This window comes from Streptomyces sp. BA2 (assembly GCF_009769735.1).
Lineage (GTDB): Bacteria > Actinomycetota > Actinomycetes > Streptomycetales > Streptomycetaceae > Streptomyces.
In genome coordinates, this window is the sequence record NZ_WSRO01000002.1 from 6,311,731 (window position 1) to 6,330,367 (window position 18,637).

The following is an 18,637-nucleotide window of genomic DNA, read 5'->3' on the forward strand; positions in this document are numbered from 1 at the left end:
ACCAAGTTTTCAGTTGCCCTAGCCAATGGCCGTAAGGTGGGGTCATGGCTGAAGGACTCAGGGAGCGCAAGAAGCGGCAGACCAAGCAGCGGATCTCGGACATCGCGACAGGGCTCTTCCTGGAGCACGGCTTCGTCACGGTGACCGTCGCGGACGTCGCGGAGGCCGCCGACGTCTCCGTGAACACCGTCTACAACTACTTCCCGGTCAAGGAGGACCTCTTCCTCGACCGGGGCGAAGCCGTCGTCGACCGGCTCTCCGGCTACGTACGCGGCCGTCGGCCGGGGGAGTCCGCAGCCGCGGCCGTCCTGCGCGCGCTGCGCTCGGAGGTCGAGGGCGTCTCGCCCACCATCGGCCTCTTCTCGGGCTGGGCCGACTTCATGAAGGTCATCACCGAGGCCCACCCGCTGCGCTCCCGGCTCTGGGAGATCCAGCAGCAGGCGCTCGGTCACCTCACGAAGACCCTCGCGGAAGAGGCGAAAGCCGCCGAAGCCGACCCCATGCCCGGCCTGATCGCGGGTCAGCTCTCCTGGGTCCACAGCACGCTCATGGCCTGGATCGGCGACGAGATGTCCAAGGGCCGCAAGCCCGCCGAAGTGTCACGCGACGCCCTCGTCCTGCTCGACGAGATGGAGGACCTGCTCGGCGAGAAGGTCCTCAACTACGCGGTGCGCGACGCCGAATGACGCGCACGGCCCGTACCAGTGTGATGTCCGTCATCTGAGACGTGACGCGCGTCTCTTCACCGCCACTCGATCGCTCACGACCGCTAATGTCCGCCCGGAGGGCACACGTAAACAGCGTGTAAGCCAGGCGTGATAAGCGGTAGGGGAGTCGGAACAGTGGCACGGAAGCTCGCCGTCATCGGAGCCGGACTCATGGGGTCCGGCATCGCACAGGTCTCCGCCCAGGCGGGCTGGGACGTCGTCCTGCGCGACGTCACCGATGAGGCCCTGACCCGTGGCACCGACGGGATCAAGGCGTCGTACGACAAGTTCGTGAGCAAGGGCAAGCTCGCCGCCGAGGACGCCGGTGCGGCGCTCGGGCGCATCACGACGAGCACCGACATGGACGCCGTCGCCGACGCGGACATCGTCGTCGAGGCCGTCTTCGAGAAGCTCGAGGTCAAGCACGAGATCTTCCGTACGCTCGACAAGATCGTGCGCGAGGACGCCGTGCTCGCGTCGAACACCTCCGCCATCCCGATCACGAAGATCGCGGCCGTGACGGAACGTCCGGAGCGGGTCGTGGGCGCGCACTTCTTCTCGCCGGTGCCGATGATGCAGCTGTGCGAGCTGGTGCGCGGCTACAAGACCAGCGACGAAACCCTCGCCCGCACACGGGAGTTCGCCGAGTCCGTCGGCAAGACCTGCATCGTCGTGAACCGCGACGTCGCCGGCTTTGTGACGACCCGTCTGATCTCGGCGCTCGTCGTCGAGGCCGCCAAGCTCTACGAGTCGGGCGTCGCCACCGCCGAGGACATCGACATCGCCTGCAAGCTCGGCTTCGGACACGCCATGGGACCGCTCGCGACCGCCGACCTGACGGGCGTCGACATCCTGCTGCACGCCACGAGCAACATCTACACGGAGTCCCAGGACGAGAAGTTCGCACCGCCCGAGCTGATGCGCCGGATGGTTGACGCCGGTGACATCGGCCGCAAGAGCGGGCAGGGCTTCTACAAGCACTGACGTCTGCTTCCCCTCCTGCGGGTCACTCCTCGGGGTGAATTCGGTATCGGTTCGCTTACAGACGGCAACTTCCTTGCCCATGTGGCAGTCAGTTGCAGTGACATACGCAGACGCCATACGGAACAGACGTCACAGGAAACTCAGCACTCTCGGGGAGCGCATATGCACATCAGGGGCGACCAGGCCCAGCTGGTCGTCGGGGGACGCCTCGACGTACGCAGCGCGGCGGACGCCCGAACGGTCCTGCACTCGGCCGTCGACGACGGAGCCGGTGACCTGGTGCTCGACCTGTCCGAACTCGACTCGTGGGACGCCACGGGACTCGGCGTCATCATGGGCGCGCACCGGCGCGCGGGACGGTGCGGACGCCGGCTCGTGCTGCGCAGTGTGCCGCCCCAGATGCAGCGCCTGCTCGTGGCCACCCGGCTGCACAGGATCCTTGCCATCGAGGGTGGCATCGGGGTCGAATCACTGCCTCGTGTGTGAGACACCTCTCGCGCACAATCCTCACGAGACTGTGACGTCTCGGGCGGCGCGGTACCCCGCCCGTTCGGAGATACTGAGCGAAGGTCTAGGGTTCGGTCGCCCACCGTCATGACGAAGACAGACGCCCGAGCGGGGGCACCGGACCAGAAGCGACAGCGCAGTGTGCACAAGGCCGGAGGGGGCTGTGTACACCACGCATCTGGGGGGCTTTGACCATGGACCCGATGAACCGGGGACCGGAAGAGTACGGCCATGACGGCATCAACGACGACGATTCGGCGCGTCCCGTGCGGCCACCGCGCGATCCTCTGACACCAGACTTCGGGCAGCCCGCGCCCGCGCTCGCCCGCACCGTCCAGCTCGTGTCCGGCGACTTCCTGCTCACCGTGAACCCCGTAGACGGCAGCGAGATCGAACCCTGCCCGCCGGGCGAACGGCCCGCACGGCCCGTCAAGCGCACCGCCGCCGAGCGTGCCGAGCTGCGCCGCGCATCGACGCCGCCCGTGCCGCCGGGACCCGCACTGCCCCGGCTGCCGCTCCTGGAGCGGCAGGAGGAGCGCGAGCGGCTCGTGCGCCTGCTCGCACGCGGGCGCTCGGTGCGGCTCACCGGCCCCGCGGGCTCGGGGCGCACGTCGCTCCTGAACGCCGTCGCCGAAGACTGCGCGGACCTCGCACCGGACGGCGTCGTCCGGCTCTCCGGCTACCACAAGACACCGGCGGACCTGCTCCAGGACCTCTTCGGAACGGTCTACAACGCCCCGCTGCACCGCCCCGACCGCGCCCTGCTGCTCGAACTCGTCCACGACATCGGCGCGGTCGTCGTCCTTGACGACCTGGAGTTCGGTGCGGCAGCCCTGGAGGAGCTGCTTGAGGCCACGCCCGAGTGCGCCTTCCTCATCTCCGCGACCCCCGACGTCGCGGCGCCGTCCCCCGACTCCCACCTCGAAGAGGTCTTCCTCGGCGGCCTCGGCCGCAGCGGAGGCCTCGAACTCCTGGAGCGCGCCGTCGGCCGCGTCCTGACGGACGACGAGGCGGGCTGGGCGGGCGACCTGTGGTTCGAGTCGGAGGGGCTGCCCCTGCGCTTCGTCCAGGCGGGCGCCCTGCTGCGCCAGCGCGACCAGCTGCGCGCCGACCCGAACGCCTTCGACGAGTACGGCTACTACGCCGACGCCCCGGTCGACGCGCCCTTCGACGCCGAGGGCCACGACGTACCGCTGCCCTCGCTCGCCGACGGCGCGGCGCCCGCGGTGCTGCTCGCCTCGCGCCTGAGCCCTTCGGCGCGCACCACGCTGCGTTTCGCCGTCGCTCTCGGCGGCGAGCTGCCGCACCAGGCGCATCTGCCCGCCCTCGTGGGGGACACCCACGCGGACGCGGCCCTCGCCGAGCTGGTCTCCACCGCGCTCGTCACGGTGGTCGGCTCGCACTACCGGCTCGCCGCCGGGGTGCGTACGCAGCTGGAGGCGTCCGGGTACGCGGACGACACCGCTGAGCGCGCCCAGAGCGCCGCCCAGCACTACGCCTGGTGGGCGGGGCACCCCTCGGTCGGCCCGGAGAGGGTCGTGGCCGAGGCGGACGCCGTGCTCGCGGCGCTGGGCGTCCTGGTCGCGGGGCAGTCCGCGTCGGGGGCGCAGGCCGGCGGCGAGGAGAGCGCCGCTGTACTGCTCGCCCGCACCGTCGCACCGGCGTTCGCGGGAGGCCTCGACTGGGGCGCCTGGGAGCGTGCCCTGCGGGCGGGCCAGGAGGCGGCACGGACCGCGGGCGAGGTCGCCGAAGAGGCGTACTTCCACCATGAGCTCGGCGTCCTCGCGCTCTGCGGCGGACAGCTCGACCGGGCCCGCGTCGAACTGGAGGCCTCCATCGGCCTGCGCGGCGCGCTCGCCGACAAGCGGGGCATGATCGCGGGACGCAGGGCCCTCGCCCTGGTCGCCGACCGCTCGGGCAGCGTGCTGCCGGTGGCCGGCATGAGCGCGGCCGCCGGTGAAGAGGTGCCCGACGCGCGCTACGAGGAATCGGCGTCGCCCCCCGGCGGCGTACCGGCGGCGTTCGCGCTGCCCACACCGCCCCCGCAGCCCGAGACCCTGGTCACCCGCAAGGCAGCGCCCGCGGCGGGCGCGGGCGGCCCGGCACCGACTCGCCGCTCCATCATCAACGGCACCCGGCGCAACCTCGTGGCGGCGGGCGCGGGAGCCCTCCTTGCCGCCGTGCTCGGCACGGTGGTGACCCTCGGCGCGACGTCCGACGGCAACGACAACCCTCCCGACAAGGTCAAGACGGAGCAGTCGGCGAGCGAGGACCAGGACGACGACGGCCTGACCGCGGACAAGCCGGCGAAGGACTCGACGAGCCGCCCGGACAGTGACGGCCCGGACAACGTCCCCGGCACCGCGGACGACGGTGAGCCGAGCGAGAGCGGCGAACCGTCGGACGAGCCGAGCGACAGCGGCAAGCCGTCCGACGACACCTCGGGCAAGCCGTCCGACAAGCCCACGGACAAGCCGACGACCAAGCCGCCCACGACGAAGCCGCCGACGACCAAGCCGCCGACCACGAAGCCGCCCACGACGAAGCCGCCGACAACGCCGCCGCCGACGACCCCGCCGCCGACCTCCCCGGCGCCGGACCCGCCGTCGTCCCCGGGCACCTCGGACTCGGCGAGCGGCCCGGCGACGAGCGACAGCGCGTCGAGTTCCAGCTCTGCGTCGACGATCTGACGCACGTACGGACGATCTGACGCACGTACGAGAGGGGGCCGGGTCCTTGCGGACCCGGCCCCCTCTCTTCGTACAAGAACGCCTAGAACAACCGCAGCTTGTCGTCCTCGATGCCGCGCATCGCGTCGTAGTCCAGGACGGCGCAGCCGATGCCGCGGTCCGTGGCGAGCACGCGGGCCTGCGGCTTGATCTCCTGGGCGGCGAAGATGCCCTTGACGGGGGCCAGGTGCGGGTCGCGGTTCAACAGCTCGAGGTAGCGCGTCAGTTGCTCGACGCCGTCGATCTCGCCGCGCCGCTTGATCTCGACGGCGACGGTCTGTCCGTCGGAGTCGCGGCAGAGGATGTCCACCGGGCCGATCGCCGTCATGTACTCGCGCCGGATCAGGGAGTAGCCCTCGCCGAGCGTCTCGATCCGGTCGGCGAGCAGCTCCTGAAGGTGCGCTTCCACGCCGTCCTTGATGAGGCCGGGATCGACGCCCAGTTCGTGCGAGGAGTCGTGCAGGATCTCTTCCATCGTGATGATGAGCTTCTCGCCCCCCTTGTTCACGACGGTCCAGACGCCCGCGTCGTCACCCGCCCCCTCCTTCAAGGTGCAGGGCGGGGACATCCAGTTGAGAGGTTTGTAGGCCCGGTCGTCCGCATGGATCGAGACACTGCCGTCCGCCTTCACAAGGATCAGGCGGGGGGCCGACGGGAGATGGGCGGTGAGCCTGCCCGCGTAATCCACGGAGCATCGGGCAATGACGAGACGCATGGGGCGCAACGCTACTCGACCCCAGGTGGTCCGCGCGATTCCTCCGGCGATGGCCCTGTTCGATCCTGGCCGGTTATGTTCCCAATCTCCTGGTGCAGCTCGGGTCCGGTGCTTACCGTATAAGCAGGAGGTCGCCGTGCGTGCACGCTGCGTGTGCGGACTCCTTCCCTGTCCGGAAGCCCCCGCTCCCCGGGGGTGCGAGAGGAGAACCCATGTCGCTCGACGTCTCACCGGCACTGTTGGAACAGGCCGAGCGAGGCGAGGTCGATGAAGCGGAATTCGTCGACTGCGTCCGGACCTCCCTGCCTTACGCATGGGAGATGATCAGCTCCCTGGTGGCACAGCTGAAGGTTGACGGCGGCGAGTTCGCCGACAACCAGACGCCGCCACCCAACGAGCAGGCTCGCGGCCAGCTCCTGCGGGCGCTCGCGAGTGACGCGATTCGCGGCGCTCTGCAGCGGCACTTCGGAGTACGGCTCGCATTCCAGAACTGCCACCGTGTGGCGGTGTTCCCGCTGGATGCGTCCGTGGACGACAGGCTCGCCCGGTTCACGTCGATCCGGGGCCAGCTGCTCAACCAGTCGCCTGAACTGCGGGACTGCTGAAGCCTTTTGCTGCCGCTCCGTACGCGGGAGGTGTTCTAGTACCGGAGCGGCAGCTCCCCGCCTCAGTGGCTCAGCCGAGCTGGGGCAGCACTTCGGCGCCCAGCCTGCGGACGTTCTCCTCCGTCGTCGCCAGATCGCCCGAGCCCTCGACAAGCAGCGCGAAGCGTGTGATCCCCGTGCGCTCCGAGGTCGCCGCGATCCGGTCGGCGCACAGCTGCGGGGTGCCCACCGGATGCAGTCCGCAGAGCAGTTCCGTGTACGCGAGCGGGTCCCGCATGGCCCGTGCGCGGCCGTCGACCGTGACATGGGCGTCGAGCCCCTGCTTGAGCCAGCCCGGCATCGACTTCTGCAGCGTCTCCGCCGCGTCCAGGCGCCGGTCCGCGATCTGCGCGACCCCGGCGGAGACGTGCGAGCCCCGCAGGACCTCCTCCGGCGTGCGCCCCGCGGCGCGCGCGTGCCTGCGCCACAACGCCACCATTTCGGCCTTCTCCTCGTCGCCGACATGCATGCCGAGCAGCATCGGCAGCCCGCGTTCCGCCGCGAGCCGCACGCTGGCCGGCGAGGTGCAGGCGACGATCACCTCGGGGCCTTCAGCCGTCCCCCCGGTGTCCTCGCCGGCGCCGGTCAGCGCCTCCTGCGGCCGTGGCACCACGGCGACCTCGCGGAAGGGGAAGCGCTCCGCGTCGCTCGCGACCCGGGGCTCGCTCAGCCACCGCAGCAGCAGATCGAGCGACTCCGGGAAGCCCTTCTCGTACGCGTCGAGGCCGGATCCGAAGACCTCCAGGTCCACCCATGGGCCGCCGCGCCCCACGCCCAGCGAGAAGCGCCCGCCGGACGTCAGATGCAGCAGCGCCGCCTGCTCGCCCAGGGCGACGGGATGAACGGTCGGCAGGACGCTCACGGCGGTGCCGACCCGGATGCGCCGCGTACGCCCGAGAAGCAGCGCGGCGAGGGTCACGGCGGACGGACACGTGCCGTACGGCACGAAGTGGTGCTCGGCGAGCCAGACCGAGTCGAGGCCCGCCTCCTCGGCCACCTCGGCGGACCGCACCGCACGGTGCAGCGCCTCTCCCTGCCCCTGTCCCGGGAACTGGGCGGCCAGAACAAAACTACCTACACGCATCGCACTCCTGCCTCCTTGGCGCCGACGCAGGCACTCCCCCTACGGGCAACAACGCATGACACGTGCCAAAGGCACGGCTTGGCGTGAAGATTGACGGATTTTCTGCGAAATGCAGGGGGGATCTGTGGGGGTTGGTGGGAGACGCCTACCCGTGTCCGCGCCGCGTAGGCTTGGCGCACCCCTGGCCCCCGTACATCCCGTGAGGTGTCCCGTGTCCCCGCGTCGCAACCGCCCGAAGGGCGCCGGAGTAGACAGCCCGCGCACGGACGGGGGACCGACGGGCCGCTACGGCGGCTTCCAGTCCACCGAGAGCTGGCAGGGCGAGCAGTGGAGCCTGCGCCACGTCGCGGGCGCGAGCGCGGCCGGCAAGAGCTACCGCTGCCCCGGGTGCGACCAGGAGATCCCCTCCGGGGTCGCGCATGTGGTGGCCTGGCCCGAGCACTCGGGTGTAGACGAGCGCCGGCACTGGCACAAGGCCTGCTGGAACGCGAAGGACCGCCGCACCACGCGGGTGCAGCGGTCCCGTAACGCGCCGAGGTACTGAGGAGTACCGAGGACCCCGGCGGCAGTTACACGTCGCGCTTCTCCAGGAGGGCGAAGGCGGCGACGATCGCGGCCGCCGTCACGCCGACGAGCAGCAGCAGCTGCGAGGTGCCGCCGCCCGTCCCGTCCATCTCGAAGATCTTGGCGAGCGAGTTGATGGCGTTGTAGTCCATCATCTTCTCGCCGAGCGGTCGCGTGCCCTCGGAGATCATCAGGAACACGGGCAGGATCGCGGGCACGAGGACCACGCCGAGCATCGCGGTGATCGCACCCGCCGAGTGACGCAGCATCGATCCTGCGGCGAGCGCGAGGACGCCCAGGAGCGAGACGTAGAGGCCGCCCTTGAGGACCGTGCCCGCCCAGTCGACGTCGCCGGCCTCGGGGCCGCTGTGCATCCCCGACGTCATCAGGCCCACCAGGAGGATCGAGCCCGCCGATACGACGAAGGCGATCACGAAGAAGATCATGATCTTGGCGGCGAGCACGCGATAACGCTGCGGCGACGCCGTGAACGTCGTACGGATCATGCCCGTGCCGTACTCGGACGACGTCACCAGGACGCCGAGCGTGATCAGGCAGATCTGGCCGAGCACGAGACCGAAGAACGCCGGGATCGTGAACGGCACGTCCGCGTAGTCACGGTCCTGTGTCTGCGCGGCCACGAGCAGGCCGATGCCGACGACCAGGAGGAAGAAGACGCCGAGGGTCCACATCGTCGAGCGGACCGACTTGATCTTCGTCCACTCGGAGGCCAGGGCGTTGCCGAGGTGGGTCTTCCTGACCGGGATCGGCGAGGTGTAGGCGTTGTTCATCGCCTGCTGCCAGGCGGAGGGCGGCGCGGGGGCGGCCGGCGGGGGAGCCATCGGAGCGCCCTGAGGCATGGGAGCGCCCTGCGGCATCGGGGCGCCCTGCGGGGGAGCGCCTGCCTGTGCGTACGCCTGCTGGGGCTGCGCCTGCGGCTGCGGAGTCGGAGGCGTGGTCATCGGGCATCCTCGTTGTCGTTGGCGCTCTTGGTCATCTCAGGTGCGGCGGCGGCCGCGTAAGGGTTGGGGGCGCCCTGCGCAGGGCCCTGAGGGGCTCCCTGCGGCATCGCGAACGGCTGGCCGCCCTGCTGGGGCGGCGGCGGTGCGTACCACCCGGGCTGGCCCTGTCCGGGCACCGGCATCGGCGGCTGCGGCATCGCGCCCGGCGGCAGCTGCTGCTGCAGTCCCGCGCGCTGGTCGACGGTCGAGCGGTAGTCGACGGCGCCCTGTGTCATCCGCATGTACGCCTCTTCCAGCGAGGCCTGGTGCGGGGAGAGCTCCCACACGCGGACGTCCGCGCTGTGCGCGAGGTCGCTGATGCGGGGGAGCGGAAGCCCGGTCACGCGCAGCGCGCCGTCCTGCTCGGGCATGACCTGGCCGCCCGCCTCGCTCAGCGCGGCCGACAGCTTCTCGCGCTGCTGGACATCGCCTTCCGGCGTACGCACGCGGGCGAAGTCGGCGGAGTTGTGCGAGATGAAGTCCTTGACACTCATGTCCGCGAGCAGCTGCCCGCGGCCGATCACGATCAGGTGCTCGGCGGTGAGCGCCATCTCGCTCATCAGGTGCGAGGAGACGAAGACCGTGCGCCCCTCGGCGGCAAGGGACTTCATCAGGTTCCTGACCCAGAGAATGCCCTCGGGGTCGAGGCCGTTGACCGGCTCGTCGAAGAGCAGCACCTGCGGGTCGCCGAGCAGCGCGGCGGCGATGCCGAGTCGCTGGCCCATGCCCAGCGAGAAGCCCTTGGAGCGCTTCTTCGCCACGTCCTGGAGGCCCACGACGCCGAGCACCTCGTCGACACGGCGGGCCGGGATGCCGGAGAGCTGCGCGAGGCACAGGAGGTGGTTGCGGGCGTGCCTGCCGCCGTGCACCGCCTTGGCGTCGAGCAGCGCGCCGACCTGGCGGGGGGCGTTGGGGAGCTTGCGGTACGGGTAGCCGCCGATCGTCACCTGGCCCGTGGTGGGTTGGTCGAGCCCGAGGATCATGCGCATGGTCGTCGACTTGCCGGAGCCGTTCGGGCCCAGGAAGCCGGTGACCGTGCCGGGTCGCACCTGAAAGGAAAGGTTGTACACGGCTGTCTTGGCGCCATAGCGCTTTGTCAGGCCGACTGCCTCGATCATTCTCCGCACCCATCGAATGGTTCAGGACGTCGGGGCACACGCCCCCGTAAGGGTTAGGAGGATAACGGGGAGCTGACGGTTCCAGCCAAGAGCGGGCAAAAACTCTCCCCGTCACGGGAAGCCCGGCTGAGCCAGCGCCAAGCCCGCATCGGCGAAGGCACGCGTACCGAGCTCACGCAGCGTTCGGTCGGCGGCGGCCTTCCGCACCCAGTCGGCGGGGCCGGGCCCGAGCAGCCTGCGCAACGCTGGCGAACCCCCGATGAGCGAGGCGAGCAGCGCCGCCTGGTCGCCGCCACCGGGGCGGGGCAGCCCGGTGTCCGGATAGACGAGGACTCCGTACGAGCTGACGTAGAGGGCGGCGTCGTCGAGCTTCTGCCCGGACGGCATGGCAAGGCCGAAGCCGTCGCCCGGGAGCAGCACCCGCCGGTAGTTGGGCACCTCCGTCTCGTCGACCGCCCGGAGCTGGTCTTGATCGAGCCAGCTCACGACGAGGGAGGTTTCGATCACCGGATCGAGGTAGGGGGCCGCCGCCACATAACCGGCCCGCCCGACGTGCGCCGAGCAGCCCACGGCGACGCCGCGCACCCGCACCGGGACCATCGGCACGACGGCGGGGATGCCGCGCCGGATCAGCTTGTACGCGACCTGAGCGGGCGAGGCGTTCGACCCGACGGCGATGACGGGATGGCGGCGGCTGACGGGGGTCAGGCCCCGCTCACCCAGCGCCTCGTCGAGCGGCTGCCCCGCCACGTGCCACTGCCCGAGCGGCAGCGGACGTACACCGAGGGGAAGGAGCTCGTCGCCGGTCAGGAGGGAGGGCGCGAGGACCGGCCGCCCCGGGTAGGCCAGCGGGTGCAGGGCGGGCACGACGTCGAGGCCGAGCGCGGCAAGGCTCAGGTCCTCCGTCATCACACACCCCCCGCGGGACTAGGCGTCCCGCTTCTTCAGAAGTACGTAGCCGCCGATCAGCGCGACCACGACCCACACCACCATGATCCCGAGCCCGCCCCATGGCCCGTACGGGGTGTCGTCGTCCAGTGGCGTCTTCACCTGCATGATCTTGCTGCCGGCCTGGTCGGGGAGGAAGCGGCCGATCTTCTTCGTCGCCGACACGTTGCCCAGGATGCTGGAGATGAGGAAGAAGAACGGCATCAGGATGCCAAGGGACAGCATCGGACTGCGCAGCATCGTCGCGACACCCATCGAGAACATCGCGATGAGCGTCATGTAGAGCCCTCCGCCGATCACCGCGCGCAGCACTCCGGGATCCCCGATCAGCGCCTTGTGCTCGCCGAGCATCGCCTGCCCCACGAAGAACGCGATGAAGCTCGTGACCAGCCCCACCACCAGACAGAGCAGCGTGGCGATCGCGACCTTGCTCGCCATGAAGGTGGCGCGCTGCGGGACAGCGGAGAGCGAGGTGCGGATCATGCCGGTGCTGTACTCGTTCGAGACGACGAGCACACCGAAGACGATCATCGCGAGCTGGCCGAGGCTCATCCCGGCGAAGCTGGTGAAGGTCGGGTCGAAGACCCTGCGGTCCTGGGCGTTGAGGCTGTCGTAGTCGTTCTTCGCCAGGATGCTGATCAGCAGGCCGAGCCCGACCGTGACGACCACGGCGAGACCCAGCGTCCACACGGTCGACGAGACCGAGCGGATCTTGGTCCACTCCGACTTCAGTACCTGCGTCGCGGCCATCGCTCAGGACCCCTTCTTCGGCTGCTGCCAGCTCTCGCCCCAGCCCGCGGCCCGCACGGGTGGCGGCGGGGCGGCGCCGGGGCCCGCGTGGTCGGCGTGCGCGTGATACTCCACCGACTCCGCGGTGAGCTGCATGAAGGCCTCTTCGAGCGAGGCCCGCTGGGGGCTCAGTTCATGGAGTACGAGCTGATGGCGGGCGGCGAGCTCACCGAGGTCCTCGGAGGGGGTGCCGTCGACTTCGAGGGTGCCGTTGCCCGCCTCGACGGCGGTGACGCCCTCCTGGTGCAGCACATCGAGGAGACGCTCGCGCTGCGGGGAGCGCAGCCGGACGTAACTGCGCGAGTTCTGGTGGATGAAGTCCGCCATGGACGTGTCGGCGAGGAGCCGGCCCTGCCCGATGACGACGAGGTGGTCGGCGGTCAGCGCCATTTCACTCATCAGGTGGGAGGAGACGAAGACCGTACGGCCCTGTGAGGCGAGGGACTTCATCAGGTTCCGGATCCAGTGGATGCCTTCGGGGTCGAGGCCGTTGACCGGCTCGTCGAACATCAGGATCTCGGGATCACCGAGCAGCGCGCCCGCGATGCCGAGCCGCTGGCCCATGCCGAGCGAGAAGCCCTTGGCCTTCTTCCTGGCGACCTGCGTCAGGCCCACGGTGTCCAGGACCTCGTGGACGCGGGCGCGCGGGATGCCGTTGCTCTGCGCGAGGCAGAGGAGATGGTTGAAGGCGCTGCGCCCGCCGTGCATGGCCTTCGCGTCGAGCAGGGCGCCGATGTACTTGAGGGGCTCCTTCAGCTGGGCGTAGCGCTTGCCGTCGATCCGCGCGGCGCCCGCCGTGGGGTTGTCGAGCCCGAGCATCATCCGCATCGTCGTGGACTTGCCGGCGCCGTTCGGCCCGAGGAAGCCGGTGACGATGCCCGGATGCACGGTGAAGGTGAGGTCGTTGACGGCCAGCTTCTCGCCGTACCGCTTGGTCAGCCCCTCGAGCTCGATCATGCGGCCACGCTAAAACGGGACAGAGCCCCCTGCCACTTGGCAGAGGGCCCCGTCAGGACGCGGGGAACTGCGCGACCAGCGACAACCGGTCCGCAGCGTCCCAACGGCCTTATCGCGTCTGCTGAGCAGGCACCCCGCGGCTGACCGGCTCGTCCTCGGCAGGCGTACCCGCCGCGGCGACGGCCGCACCGGTGAGCGTGGCCAGCATCTCGCGCACGTTGGTGAGCTGAGCGTTGATGCTGTCCCGACGGTTCGTCAGAGCCGCGAGCTCACGCTCGGACTCGCTCCGGATCCGGTCCGCCTTGGCGTTCGCGTCCGCGACGATGTCTTCGGCCTGACGCTGGGCCGTCTCCACCGTCTGACGCGCACGACGCTCAGCGTCGGTACGCAGCTTCTCCGCCTCAAGACGAAGCTGCTCCGCACGGTGCTCGATCTCCGCGAGGCGCTTCTCGGCCTTGGCCTGACGCGAGGCCAGGTCACGCTCCGACTGCTCGCGACGCTTGGCGAGGTTCGTCTCGAAGTCGGCCGCGGCCTGGGCGGCCTTGGCGCGGGTCTCCTCGAAGAGGGCGTCCGCCTCCTCGCGCTTCTGCTGAGCGTCCTTCTGCGCCTCGCTGCGCAGCGCGCCCGCCTCGCCCTTGGCCTTCTCGACGATCCGGACGCCCTCGTCCTCCGCCTTGGCCTTGCGCTCGGCCGCGAACGACTCGGCGTCGTTGCGCACCTGCTGGGCCGCCGACTCGGCGAGCTCGCGGTGCTGCTCGGCTGCGCGACGAGCCTCCTCGCGCAGGTCCTTCGCCTCCTCCTCGGCGAGGCGGAGGATCTTCTCGACGCGAGCACCCAGGCCCGCGTACGACGGTTCGGCGTCGGCTACCTGCGCCTGCGCGTTCTGCGTCTCGAGGTGCAGCTCCTCAATGCGCTTTTCCAGAGCAGTGATACGAGCAAGAGCGCTGTCACGGTCGGAGACGAGCTTGGAGATACGTTCGTCCACCTGAGCGCGGTCGTACCCACGCCGCACAAGCTCGAAGCCGTAGGGGGAAGTGTCGCTCATGGGGTTCCTGTCGAATGAGACCGGTGAGGTGATAGGGGGAATCCTAGGGGTCCAAGCGGCGTGTCATCGAGCAGATGCCCGTTTGATCTGGAGAATGACACCCCTTTTGAGTGGCTAACCGCCGGAGCACTTGCCAGCGACAGTGCCGAAGGTCCTTACAAAGCACGCGAGATGTTCTTTGGCTAGCCCTCGGACGGCTTGCCACCCGATCGAGTTGAGCCCGCCGCCGCACCGGCCTTGACGCCACCGTCCTTCTGGCCGGGGACCGGCGGAGCCTCAAAAGATTCCAACGCCTCCAGTACGTCCTGGACACGGGAGATCTCGGCGTTGATGTCCTCGCGGCGCCGGACGAGAACCTCGAGCTCGCGTTTGCCCTCGTCGACCGTCCGCTCGGCCTCGGCCTGCGCCTCCGCCTTGACGCGCTCGGCCTCGCGCACCAGCTCGGCCACCTTCGTCTCGGCCTCCTTGAGCAGCGCCTCGGCCCGCTTCACCGCGGAGATGCGGACCTTGCCGGCCTCGGAACTCGCGTCCGACACCAGCTCCTTGGCCTGCGCCTCGGCCTCGGCACGCTGCTCCTCCGCGGCCTTCACCAGGGCGTCGCAGCGCTCACCGGCCGTCTTCATCGCCTCGGCGGACTCGCGGCGCGCACGCTCGTGCAGCTCCTCGATCTCCGCGGTGAGGCGGTCGCGCTGCTCCTCGGAGCGCTCCCTTATCGCCGTCGCGTCCCTGCGGGCGCCGACGAGCAGTTCGTCCGCGTCCGTACGGGCCTTCTCCACCAGGGAGTTGCCCTCGACGCGCGCCTCGGAGACAAGGCGGTCGGCCTCCGTGCGGGCGGCGCCGACCATCGTGTCGGCCTGCGCCTCGGCGTCCGTGGTCGCCTTGAGCGCCTTCTCCTGGGCGTCGCTCGTCAGCTTCTCGGCCTCGGCCGCCGCCTCCGTGATGAGCGTGTCGACCTGCTCGGCCGCCTCGGAACGGCTCTTGTTGGCGGCCCGGCGTGCCTCGTCCTGGGTCCGCTCGGCCTCCTCCCGCGCCTGCGAGGTGAGCCGCTCGGCCTCGGCGGCCGCCTCCGCCTTGACGCGCTCGGCCTCGGACCGGATGCGCTCGGCGTGCTGCTGGGCGGAGCCGACCGTCTCCGCGGCGTCCGCGCGAAGCCGCTCGGCGTCGCCCGACGCGTCCGAGATGAGCTTCTCGGCCTTGGCCACCGACTCCGAGCGCACCCGCTCGGCCTCGGCGCTCGTCTCGGCCTTGAGCCGCTCGGCCTCCGCGACCGTCTCGTTCTGCAGCCGCTCGGCCTCGCTGCGCGCCTCGCCGATCAACTGGTCGGCCTGGCTCGCCGCGTCGCTGCGGATGCGGTTGGCGTCCTCGCGGGCGTCGGCACGGGTGCGGGACGCGTCCTGCTCGGCCGACGCGATCGCGTCCGAGGCTTCCGTACGCGAACGCTGGGCATACTCGGAGGCGTCCGAGCGCAGCCGCTCGGCCTCCGCGATCGCCTCCGAAACGGTGCGCTCGGCAAGGGACTTGGCGGCCTCGGTCTCTTCGTTCGCCTCGCGCCGGGTGCGGGTGGCGTCCTCGGTGGCGCGCTCCCGCTCGGCGTACGCGTCGGCGCGGACGCGGTCCGCCTCCTCCTGCGCCTCGGTCCTCGTGCGCTGCGCCGCGTGCTCGGCGGCGCTGCGCAGGCCCGCGATCTCCTCCTGCGCCGATTCCTGAAGGCCCGCCACGGAATCCCGTACGGACTGGGCGGTCTGTTCGGCGCTGGAGACCATCTCGGTCGCCCTGCGGTCGGCCTCCTCGACGAGGCGCACGGCCTCGGCCTGTGCCTCCTCGACGCGCTTGCGGGCGGACGCGAGGAGCTCCTCGCTCTGCTCGCGCGCCCGCTCGCGCTCCTGGTCGGCCTCCGCGCGCGCGGAGCTGAGGGTCTCCTCGGCCTCCCTGCGGCGCCTCGCGGCCTCCTCCTGGGCCGCGGACAGCGCCTCGGCGGCCTCCGCGCCCACGCGCTCGGCGGCGGCTGCGGCCTCCGAGCGCAGACGGTCGGCCGACTCCTGGGCCTCCGTCTTGAGCCGCTCGGCCTCGGCCGCGGCGTCCGAACGCAGCCGCACGGCGACGTTCTCGCCCTCGGCGCGCGCCTGCGACGCGTCGGCCGCGGCCTCGGTGCGCAGCCGCTCGGCCTCGGTCTCGGCCTGCGCCTGAAGGGTGCGGACCCGCTCGGCGGACTCCGAACGGAGGCGGTCCGTCTCGTCCGAGGCCTCTTTGCGGATGCGCTCGGCCTCGGCGCGGGCATCGGTCAGCGCCTGCTCGGCGGAGGCGAGACGCTCCTCGGCCTCCGTGTGCAGGCGCGTCAGCTCGTCGGCTGCCTCGGCCTGACGTGCCGCTATCGCCCGCTCGGTCTCCTCGTGCAGGGCCCGCGCGGCGTCCTCGGCCTCGGTCTTCGTGGCCTCGGCCTGCTCGGCGGCCTCCTCGCGGTGCCGCTCGGCCTCCGCGCGGGTGCGCTCCAGGGTCTCCTCGGCCTGCTTGCGCAGGGTCGTCGCGCGCTCGATGGCCTCGGTGCGCATCCGCTCGCTGTCGGCGGTGGCCGCCGACCGCAGCTCGTCCGCGTCGGCCTTCGCCTTGGCGAGCAGCTCCTCGGCGGACTTGGCCGCCTCCTCGATCTGCTGGACGGCCTCGCGCCGGGCCTCGCCACGGATCCGCTCGCCCTCGGTGACCGCGTCGGCCCGCAGCTGCTCGGCCTCGCCGCGCAGCCTGCGCGCCTCCTCCTGCAGCTCGACGGTCTTGGCGCGGTACTCCTTGGTGTCGTCCTTCGCCGTGCCCTTGAGCTCCTCGGCGATGTCGTGCGCCTCGGCGCGCAGCCGGTCCGCCTCGGCCTCGGCCTCGCTGCGGATCCGCTCGGCCTCCTCGGTGGCGGCCTTCGTCGTCTCCTTGGCGTCCTTGGACGCCTTGTCGAGTACGTCCTCCGCGGTGCGGGCGGCCTTGGCGAGCTGGCCCGCGGTCTCCTCGGCGGTGATCGTGCGCGCCTTCTCGGCGGCTTCCTTGATCAGCTGCTCGGCCTCGGCACGGGCGTCGGCGACGAGCTGCTCGGCCTCGGACTTGGTGGCCTCGGCCTCCTTCGTGGCCTCGCCCACCAGACGGGCGACCTGCTCCTTGGCGGTGCGCGTGCGCTGTTCGTTGGCGCCCTCGGCGGCCGCGAGCTGCTTGGACGCGGACTCCTTCGCCTCGGCGAGGACCTTGTCCGCCTCGGCGCGTGCCTCGCGCAGAGCCGTCTCGGCCTCCGCCATGCGCTGCTCGGCGGCCCGGCTCGCCTCGGTGGCCTGACGGCGCGCCTGCTCGGACTCCGTGGCCGTGGAGGAACGCAGCTGCTCCGCGTGATCGGTGGCCTCCTGCGCCTGCGTGGACGCGGCGTTCAGGAGGCGCTCGGCGTCCGAGCGGGCCCGGCGCAGGATGGCCTCGGCCTCGGCGCGGGCGGACTCGGCGTCACTCGAAAGGCGCTGGCGGGCCTCTTCGGCCACGCGCTCGGCCTCCGCGCGGGCGGCGGCCAGAGCCTGGTCGGCCTCGGCGCGCGACTCGTCGAGCAGGCGGCGCGCCTGCTGTTCGGTGCGCGCCCGCAGCTGCTCGGCCCACGCCACGTTCTCGTTGACGTGCGACTCGACGGTCTGGCGGCGCTCGGACAGCTCCTGGTCGAGCTGCTGACGGCGTGACACCGCCTCGGAGTGCAGCTCGGACTGGAGCCTGGCCTGCTGCTCGGCGTGCTCCTGGAGGATGCGCTGGGTCTGCGCACGGGCGTCCCGCAGCTCCCGCTCGGCGTCCTGGCGCAGCTGGTCGGCCTGGATCTGGGCATTACGGAGCAACTGCTCGGCCTGGTAACCGATGTCCGCGCCGTCGTAGGCAGGGCGGGACGCGAGGTTGCGGCGCGCCTCGTGCAGCTTGGCGCGCAACACCTCGACCTGGTAGCCGAGGTCTTCGGCGTGCTGAACAGCCTTCTCTCGCTCGGTCTTCAGCCGGTCCATCTCGGCCTCGAACCGCGAAAGATGGTCCGTCTCAGCCCGCGAGCTCTCTTGGCGTTCGTAGCCCCGCACTGCGCGGTCCCATCCTTCCCCAAGCTCTCAACTTCGTTCGAGCAGGGGAGACCCCACTCTGATCGCAAGTTTCGTACGAGCCCTGTCCATCCGCCGAACGGGGCCCACGGGGAATGGTGTCAGATCAACAGCAGAGCTTGGGCTGCTGCCCTGACGCTCGTCCCCCGAAACCCGGACCCCGGCAAGCGGCCGCCCAGCGTACGGACGACCGGCCGCCCGAACTTCGGACGGCCGACCCCAACCCTACCGGCCCAAGTATGCGGAGGTCAGTGCTCCGGTGACTCCTGAGCTGCCGAGGTGACGAGTTCGGTCAGCACACCGTGACAGTCCTTGGGGTGCAGGAAGGTGATGCGGGATCCCATGGACCCGATGCGGGGCTCCTCGTAAAGGACGCGTACGCCCTTGTCCTTGATGGCCGCGGCGTCGCCGTCCACGTCCGCGGTGCCGAAAGCGATGTGGTGCACGCCCTCGCCGTTCTTCGCGAGCCACTTGCCCACGGCGGAGTCATCGCGAGTGGGTTCGAGGAGCTGCAGGTAGGAAGCGCCGCCGTCACCCGTCTCATTGATCTTGAGCATGGCCTCGCGCACCCCCTGCTCCTCATTGACCTCGGTGTGGAACACCGTGAAGCCATATGTCTCCCGGTAGAACTCGACGGTCTTGTCGAGGTCGAAACAGGCGATCCCGATGTGATCGATTCGCGTCAGCATGTTTTTAAGTGCAGCCCTTCCGGCGGTGATTACGCAACGTGCGCGCGATCACACCTAGCGCCCGATGACGG

The 18,637-nt window shown here is 70.7% G+C and carries 16 protein-coding genes; 6 read left to right on the forward strand and 10 right to left on the reverse strand.

Annotated features, from left to right (window positions below; translation table 11 throughout):
* Positions 1 to 44 precede the first annotated feature (44 nt).
* The 4 genes from E5671_RS31390 (at position 45) to E5671_RS31405 (ending at position 4,888) form a co-directional block, all read left to right on the forward strand.
* On the forward strand, positions 45 to 686 hold the full coding sequence (locus E5671_RS31390) for a TetR/AcrR family transcriptional regulator (protein ID WP_160507245.1): 642 nt from the start codon (positions 45 to 47) through the stop codon (positions 684 to 686).
* Between the two features lie 156 nt (positions 687 to 842).
* Complete coding sequence (locus E5671_RS31395; protein ID WP_160507246.1) at positions 843 to 1,691, forward strand: 3-hydroxybutyryl-CoA dehydrogenase; 849 nt, start codon at positions 843 to 845, stop codon at positions 1,689 to 1,691.
* A 162-nt stretch (positions 1,692 to 1,853) separates the two neighbouring features.
* The gene (locus tag E5671_RS31400; protein ID WP_160507247.1) at positions 1,854 to 2,177 is read left to right on the forward strand and encodes an STAS domain-containing protein; all 324 of its coding nucleotides are present in this window, start codon (positions 1,854 to 1,856) and stop codon (positions 2,175 to 2,177) included.
* A 215-nt stretch (positions 2,178 to 2,392) separates the two neighbouring features.
* Entirely contained in the window at positions 2,393 to 4,888 is a 2,496-nt protein-coding gene (locus E5671_RS31405) for an ATP-binding protein (RefSeq protein WP_160507248.1), read from the forward strand.
* Between the two features lie 82 nt (positions 4,889 to 4,970).
* Here E5671_RS31405 and nucS read toward each other — a convergent pair whose 3' ends face one another.
* The gene (nucS, locus tag E5671_RS31410; RefSeq protein WP_160507249.1) at positions 4,971 to 5,642 is read right to left on the reverse strand and encodes an endonuclease NucS; all 672 of its coding nucleotides are present in this window, start codon (positions 5,640 to 5,642) and stop codon (positions 4,971 to 4,973) included.
* Positions 5,643 to 5,854: 212 nt separating this feature from the next.
* Here nucS and E5671_RS31415 point away from each other — a divergent pair, with 212 nt between their 5' ends.
* Positions 5,855 to 6,247 (forward strand): SCO5389 family protein, encoded by a 393-nt coding sequence (locus E5671_RS31415; RefSeq protein ID WP_160507250.1) that lies wholly within the window; start codon positions 5,855 to 5,857, stop codon positions 6,245 to 6,247.
* A 70-nt stretch (positions 6,248 to 6,317) separates the two neighbouring features.
* Here E5671_RS31415 and E5671_RS31420 read toward each other — a convergent pair whose 3' ends face one another.
* Entirely contained in the window at positions 6,318 to 7,370 is a 1,053-nt protein-coding gene (locus E5671_RS31420; protein WP_160507251.1) for an LLM class flavin-dependent oxidoreductase, read from the reverse strand.
* A 211-nt stretch (positions 7,371 to 7,581) separates the two neighbouring features.
* Between E5671_RS31420 and E5671_RS31425 the strand changes: the two genes are divergently transcribed.
* Positions 7,582 to 7,914: an ATP/GTP-binding protein gene (locus tag E5671_RS31425; RefSeq protein ID WP_160507252.1), complete on the forward strand. Its 333-nt coding sequence runs from the start codon at positions 7,582 to 7,584 to the stop codon at positions 7,912 to 7,914.
* 25 nt (positions 7,915 to 7,939) lie between these two features.
* Here E5671_RS31425 and E5671_RS31430 read toward each other — a convergent pair whose 3' ends face one another.
* The 8 genes from E5671_RS31430 to mce form a co-directional block, all read right to left on the reverse strand.
* Positions 7,940 to 8,776, reverse strand: coding sequence for an ABC transporter permease (locus tag E5671_RS31430; protein WP_443032804.1), 837 nt, complete (start codon positions 8,774 to 8,776; stop codon positions 7,940 to 7,942).
* 116 nt (positions 8,777 to 8,892) lie between these two features.
* Positions 8,893 to 10,053 (reverse strand): ABC transporter ATP-binding protein, encoded by a 1,161-nt coding sequence (locus E5671_RS31435; protein WP_160507253.1) that lies wholly within the window; start codon positions 10,051 to 10,053, stop codon positions 8,893 to 8,895.
* A gap of 111 nt (positions 10,054 to 10,164) precedes the next feature.
* Positions 10,165 to 10,962: a hypothetical protein gene (locus E5671_RS31440; protein WP_160507254.1), complete on the reverse strand. Its 798-nt coding sequence runs from the start codon at positions 10,960 to 10,962 to the stop codon at positions 10,165 to 10,167.
* Positions 10,963 to 10,980: 18 nt separating this feature from the next.
* Positions 10,981 to 11,751, reverse strand: a complete 771-nt coding sequence (locus E5671_RS31445; RefSeq protein ID WP_160507255.1) for an ABC transporter permease — start codon at positions 11,749 to 11,751, stop codon at positions 10,981 to 10,983.
* A gap of 3 nt (positions 11,752 to 11,754) precedes the next feature.
* Positions 11,755 to 12,747, reverse strand: a complete 993-nt coding sequence (locus tag E5671_RS31450) for an ABC transporter ATP-binding protein (RefSeq protein WP_160507256.1) — start codon at positions 12,745 to 12,747, stop codon at positions 11,755 to 11,757.
* A 109-nt stretch (positions 12,748 to 12,856) separates the two neighbouring features.
* Positions 12,857 to 13,792, reverse strand: coding sequence for a cellulose-binding protein (locus E5671_RS31455; RefSeq protein ID WP_160507257.1), 936 nt, complete (start codon positions 13,790 to 13,792; stop codon positions 12,857 to 12,859).
* A gap of 182 nt (positions 13,793 to 13,974) precedes the next feature.
* On the reverse strand, positions 13,975 to 17,859 hold the full coding sequence (gene scy, locus E5671_RS31460) for a polarized growth protein Scy (protein WP_160507258.1): 3,885 nt from the start codon (positions 17,857 to 17,859) through the stop codon (positions 13,975 to 13,977).
* Positions 17,860 to 18,125: 266 nt separating this feature from the next.
* Positions 18,126 to 18,566, reverse strand: a complete 441-nt coding sequence (gene mce / locus E5671_RS31465) for a methylmalonyl-CoA epimerase (RefSeq protein WP_160507259.1) — start codon at positions 18,564 to 18,566, stop codon at positions 18,126 to 18,128.
* Positions 18,567 to 18,637: the final 71 nt, after the last annotated feature.

Bases quoted from the DNA above. Each gene is read 5' to 3' on its own strand.
- E5671_RS31415 (WP_160507250.1), top strand. From the start codon at position 5,855: ATGTCGCTCGACGTCTCACCGGCACTGTTGGAACAGGCCGAGCGAGGC.
- mce (WP_160507259.1), bottom strand. From the start codon at position 18,566: ATGCTGACGCGAATCGATCACATCGGGATCGCCTGTTTCGACCTCGAC.
- E5671_RS31440 (WP_160507254.1), bottom strand. From the start codon at position 10,962: ATGACGGAGGACCTGAGCCTTGCCGCGCTCGGCCTCGACGTCGTGCCC.
- E5671_RS31445 (WP_160507255.1), bottom strand. From the start codon at position 11,751: ATGGCCGCGACGCAGGTACTGAAGTCGGAGTGGACCAAGATCCGCTCG.
- E5671_RS31390 (WP_160507245.1), top strand. From the start codon at position 45: ATGGCTGAAGGACTCAGGGAGCGCAAGAAGCGGCAGACCAAGCAGCGG.
- E5671_RS31455 (WP_160507257.1), bottom strand. From the start codon at position 13,792: ATGAGCGACACTTCCCCCTACGGCTTCGAGCTTGTGCGGCGTGGGTAC.
- nucS (WP_160507249.1), bottom strand. From the start codon at position 5,642: ATGCGTCTCGTCATTGCCCGATGCTCCGTGGATTACGCGGGCAGGCTC.
- E5671_RS31400 (WP_160507247.1), top strand. From the start codon at position 1,854: ATGCACATCAGGGGCGACCAGGCCCAGCTGGTCGTCGGGGGACGCCTC.
- E5671_RS31405 (WP_160507248.1), top strand. From the start codon at position 2,393: ATGGACCCGATGAACCGGGGACCGGAAGAGTACGGCCATGACGGCATC.
- E5671_RS31435 (WP_160507253.1), bottom strand. From the start codon at position 10,053: ATGATCGAGGCAGTCGGCCTGACAAAGCGCTATGGCGCCAAGACAGCC.
- E5671_RS31450 (WP_160507256.1), bottom strand. From the start codon at position 12,747: ATGATCGAGCTCGAGGGGCTGACCAAGCGGTACGGCGAGAAGCTGGCC.
- E5671_RS31420 (WP_160507251.1), bottom strand. From the start codon at position 7,370: ATGCGTGTAGGTAGTTTTGTTCTGGCCGCCCAGTTCCCGGGACAGGGG.
- E5671_RS31430 (WP_443032804.1), bottom strand. From the start codon at position 8,776: ATGGCTCCCCCGCCGGCCGCCCCCGCGCCGCCCTCCGCCTGGCAGCAG.